The organism is Steroidobacter sp. (genome assembly GCF_016790065.1).
Lineage (GTDB): Bacteria > Pseudomonadota > Gammaproteobacteria > Steroidobacterales > Steroidobacteraceae > Steroidobacter.
The window spans coordinates 1-5,290 of sequence record NZ_JAEUPY010000761.1; the positions used below are offsets into that span (position 1 = coordinate 1).

The 5,290-nt window shown below is 61.9% G+C and carries 1 protein-coding gene and 1 pseudogene; both read left to right on the plus strand.

Going from position 1 to position 5,290, the window contains the following annotated elements:
• A pseudogene (locus tag JNL55_RS31005) lies at positions 1–3,666 on the plus strand (excinuclease ABC subunit A); the annotation flags it as partial.
• A gap of 75 nt (positions 3,667–3,741) precedes the next feature.
• Positions 3,742–5,290 (plus strand): tetratricopeptide repeat protein (locus tag JNL55_RS31010; protein WP_293863670.1); only part of this gene is annotated, 1,549 nt, incomplete at its 3' end.

The window sequence follows — 5,290 nt, forward strand, 5'->3', positions numbered from 1 at the left end:
TATCCGGCGTTGCTCAAGCACTTCGGCAAACCGACCGAAGCGCCGGGCGAGCATGACAGCATCAAAGGCGCTGAACATATCGGCGCAGTGGTCATGGTGGATCAAACCTCCATCGGCCGCACCACGCGTTCCAATCCGGCCAGCTACGTGGGCGCCTTCGACGCCATTCGTAAAATATTTGCCCACGAGCCGGTGGCCAAAGAGCGCGACTACACCATCGGTACTTTCAGTTTCAATTCCGGCAACGGGCGCTGCCCGACCTGCGGCGGCAACGGCTTCGAACACGTCGAGATGCAGTTCCTGTCGGACGTGTACTTGCGCTGTGCCGACTGCAACGGCCGACGTTATCGCGACGAGATTCTGGAAGTGAAGTTGAATCGCGGCCCGGGGCCGGGTCGCAGTATTGCTGATGTGCTCGAGATGACCGTGTCCGAGGCGGTGGCGTTCTTCGCTGGCGAACGAGAAGTGTTGTCGACGCTGCGGCCGCTGGTGGAAGTGGGTTTGGATTATTTGCGGTTGGGCCAGCCGGTGCCGACGCTATCCGGCGGTGAGGCGCAGCGCTTGAAGCTCGCCGGTCACCTTGCAGAAAGTGCGACTGCCGTGCCCGATGGCGCGACGCCGGGCAAGTTGTTTCTATTCGACGAGCCGACCACTGGTTTGCACTTCGACGATATCGCGAAGTTGTTGCGTGCATTCCGGCGCCTGATCGCAGCGGGCCATTCGCTGCTGGTGATCGAGCATAATCTCGACGTCATCGCCGCGTCCGACTGGCTGATCGATCTCGGTCCCGAAGGCGGCGAGGCTGGCGGTGAGGTCATTGCTGTCGGCACGCCGGCGGAAGTGATGAAGGTGCCAGGCTCGCACACGGGCAAGGCGCTGCGCGAAATCGAGCGCGGCTGGAACATTGCTGATCAAAGCACTGTGGTGCCGCTGGCGGCGTCGGCTCATCGGCCGCGTGCCAATGTCATCAGCATTCATGGCGCTCGCGAGCACAATCTCAAAAACGTCGATGTGGAATTGCCGCGCGACAAGTTCATTGTCGTGACCGGCGTGTCCGGTTCGGGCAAGTCGACGTTGGCGTTCGATATTGTGTTTGGCGAAGGCCAGCGTCGCTATCTGGAATCGCTGAATGCCTATGCGCGCCAGTTCGTGCAGCCGGCGTCGCGTCCCGATGTCGATGCGATCTTCGGTATTCCGCCCACCGTCGCCATCGAACAGCGCACCAGTCGCGGCGGTCGCAAGAGCACGGTCGCGACGCTTACCGAGATCTATCATTTCCTGCGCTTGATGTATGTGAAGCTGGGAACTCAGTATTGCCCGGATTGCGACGTGCCCATCGAGCCGCAGAGCTTCGAGTCCATTTTCGCTCGGGTCAGTCGCGACTATCGCGGCAAGATGGTGACCTTGCTGGCGCCGCTGGTGGTGGCCCGCAAAGGTTTCTATACCGACCTGGCGTCATGGGCGCTAAAGAAAGGCTACGAGCACCTGCGGGTCGATGGCGAGTTGCTGCCGACCCAGGCCTGGCCGCGCCTGTCACGATTCCAGGAACACACCATCGAGCTGCCGGTCGCGACCGTGCAAGTCTCCGCTCGCAACGAGCGCGAGCTGCGTGAAGCGCTGACGACTGCGTTGGACTTCGGCAAAGGCGTCGTGCATTTGCTGGATGAGAGCGTCAAGGTCAAGAAAGCTCCGGTGGCGAAGAAGTCGGCGAAAGCTGGCAACGTCATCGCTGCGAATGCCGGCCTGTCGATTTTCTCGACCCGTCGCGCGTGCCCGTCATGCGCCAAGAGCTTCGCCGAACTCGACCCCCGCCTGTTCTCGTTCAACTCCAAACACGGCTGGTGCGAAGGCTGTTACGGCACCGGCTTGAAGATCCGCGGCTTCGATGAGGAGCAGAGCGGCGAGGAGATCTGGTGGAACGAGTGGTTCGAGCAGGAAGCCGAAGTGTGCGAGAGCTGCGAAGGTGAGCGACTCAATCCCATCGCTCGCAACGTGCGTTTCCGCGATCAGTCGATTGCGGCGGTGACCGGGCAGTCGGTGGGTGACATGCGCAAGCAATTCAATTCGCTGAAGCTGAAAGGCCGCGATAGCGAGATTGCCCGCGACGTGCTGACCGAAATCAACTCGCGTCTCGCGTTCCTTGAAGACGTGGGTCTAGGCTATCTGGCGCTGGATCGTTCCGCGCCGACGTTGTCGGGCGGCGAGGCGCAGCGTATTCGCTTGGCTGCGCAGCTGGGTTCGAACTTGCAAGGCGTGTGCTACATCCTGGACGAGCCCACCATCGGCTTGCACCCACGCGACAATCGCATTCTGCTGGATACGCTCGACAAGCTGGCTGCCAAGGGCAATTCGCTGTTGGTGGTCGAGCATGACGAAGAAACCATTCGCCGCGCCGACTACGTGCTGGATCTCGGTCCGGGTGCGGGTACTCGTGGCGGTCGTATCGTCGCCGCGGGCACAGCACAGGAATTGGAGCGCTCGCCCGAGTCGGTCACGGGGCGCTTGCTGGCCAAGCCGCTACAACATCCCATTGGCGAGCGCCGCGCTGTAACGCCACGTTCGCCGGCGTTGGTTGTAAAGGAAGCTTCGTTGCACAACCTGCGCAAACAAACGTGCAGAGTGCCGTTGGATCGGCTAGTGGTCGTCACCGGTGTGTCCGGTTCGGGCAAATCGACGATGGCGCGCGATGTGCTCCACGACAACATGCGGGCGGCGTTGTCTCGTCGCAAAGGGGCCAAGCTCAGCTGGCGCGGTTGTAAAGAGATCGCCGGTTGGGAACAGATCGAGCGTATCTTGGAAGTGGACCAGACACCCATCGGCAAGACGCCGCGCTCCTGCCCGGCGACTTATATCGGTTTCTGGGACGCCATTCGCAAAGTGTTTGCCGAAACGCCCGAAGCTCGGATGCGCGGGTATACGCCGTCGCGCTTTTCGTTCAACACGGCCGGCGGCCGCTGCGATGCCTGCGAAGGCCAAGGCATTCGTAAGATCGAGATGAACTTCCTGCCCGACGTGCGCGTCACCTGCGATAGCTGCGGGGGCCGTCGTTTCAATCAGGACACGCTCTCGGTGCAATACAAGGGCCAGAGCATCGGCGACGTGCTGATGATGAGCATCGATGCGGCGGTGGATTTCTTCAGTGCCCATTCGCGCATTCATCATTGTCTGCGGCTGCTGCAGGACGTGGGCCTGGGGTATCTCACTTTGGGGCAGCAGAGCCCGACGCTTTCCGGCGGCGAAGCTCAGCGCATCAAGCTGGTCACCGAGCTGTCCAAGGTGCGCGAGTCCAGAATGTTACGCACACCCGAACCGGGTGAGGTCGTCGAGAAGTTGCCGGGCACGTTGTATGTGCTGGACGAGCCCACGGTCGGTTTGCACATGGCCGACGTGGAGAAACTGATCCGCGTGCTACATCGTCTGGTCGACGCCGGCAATACCGTGGTGGTCATCGAGCACGATCTGGATGTGATCGCCGAGGCCGACTGGATCATCGACCTCGGCCCGGAAGGCGGTACCGACGGCGGCCGCGTGGTCGTGCAAGGCCAGCCGGACGAAGTGCTGCGAGCCGCGCGCGAATCTCATACCGCACGCATCCTCAAAGAGTTTTTGCAGGAGCGGTCGCAAAGCTCGAACAGCACCGGCGAACGGCGGCGCACGGCGACTTAAAGACGTCGACGCAAAGGTGGCATACTCGATCCGAGCCGGCAGGAAGCCGGTCGGATCGCAGGTCATCGGAAGTCAGTGAGTGCATCGTCCAACGCCGCCGTCGCTCACGGTTTGCAGCAGGCTCAAGCCTTGTTGCAACAGGGTCGTCACGCGCAGGCGGCGGATATATGTAATCAACTGCTGTCGCAACGGCCCACGTTGGTCGACGCGTTACAATTGCTGGCGCTGGCCCGCAAAGGCGAAGGCGACACCGGCGCCGCCGAACGGTTGTTCCGCAGTTGTGTACAACTGCAACCGCAACGAGCCGACTTCCACGCCAACCTGGCTAATTTGTTACGTGCGCTGGGCCGAGGTGCCGAAGCCGAAATGTGCTATCGGAGTGCGTTAGGAGCTGACGCACGCTTCAAACCAGCGCGTTTGGGTTTGATCCGCACGCTGAACGCAGCCGGCGCGCACCAACAAGCGCAACTAGAAGCGGCCCAGCTGGTCCGAGACGATGCCGCCGATGCTGAGGGTTGGGCTGAGCTGGGGGCTGCGCTCAAAGGCCAGGGCCAATGGACCGAGGCCGAGGCTGCCTACCGAACTGCCATACAGCGGCGTCCCTCGTTCGCAATCGCCCGCCATAACCTCGGATCGTTGTTGTCACAGCTGGAGCGTGCCGACGAGGCGCTGCTGGAAATCGACCAGGCCGCAGCGGCGGGCCTGAAAGGTCATGCCGTTCATCTGAATCGTGCTATCGCGTTGTTACAGTTGGGGCGCTTCGAAGATTCCGAACGGGAATTCGAGCGCGCCTCGCAGCTGGCGCCGGGCCACGTCGACACTCACGTGCGGTTGGCGAAGCTCAGATTCATGCGCGGCGAGGCGGATTTCACCCGCAGTCTGCGCGCCGTGGTGGCGTCTAATTTGCGCAATTCCGAGTTGCAGCTGTGTCACGCCAGTCTGTTACGGGACGCCGGCAGGCTGCCGGAGGCCACCGCTGCGTTCCAAGATGCCCTGTCTCATTGCGGTCAACAGCCTGCCTTACTGATGGGTTTGGCGCTCACCGCCATGGAGGCCGGTATACCTGAGCAGGCGTTGGCGCCGGCTCAGGCCGCCGTTCGTGCTCAGCCTGAATACTTGCAACTGTCTACTTGTCTGCAGTCGATTCTGTTGTCGCTCGGGCGGCCGGAGGAGGCCATGCCGCTGATCCTGCAGGCGCGCCAACAGGCGCCGCTACATCAGGAACACATTGCTTGTGAGGCGACTGCGGCGCGCATGCTCGGCTTGCCTCGATACGATGAACTCTACGACTACGAGCGCTTCGTCATGCCGACGATGTTGGAGCGCCCGCACGGATTTGTTTCCATGGCGGCGTTCAATGAGGCGCTGATGGCAGTGCTGGCGGAACGTCAGCAACTGGCCATGCATCCGCTCGATCAGAGCCTGCGCTTTGGAGCGCAGACACCGCGCAGTTTGCTCGCCGATCCGCATCCGCTGATCCGTCAGTTCTTGAGTTTGCTGACCGCGCCCATCGCTGAGTTTCGCTCGCGATTGCCGCAGAATGAGACCCATCCGTTATTGGCTCGTAACAACGGCGAGGCGCGTTTGTCCGGTTGTTGGGCCATCCGGCTGCGCCGCGGCGGAT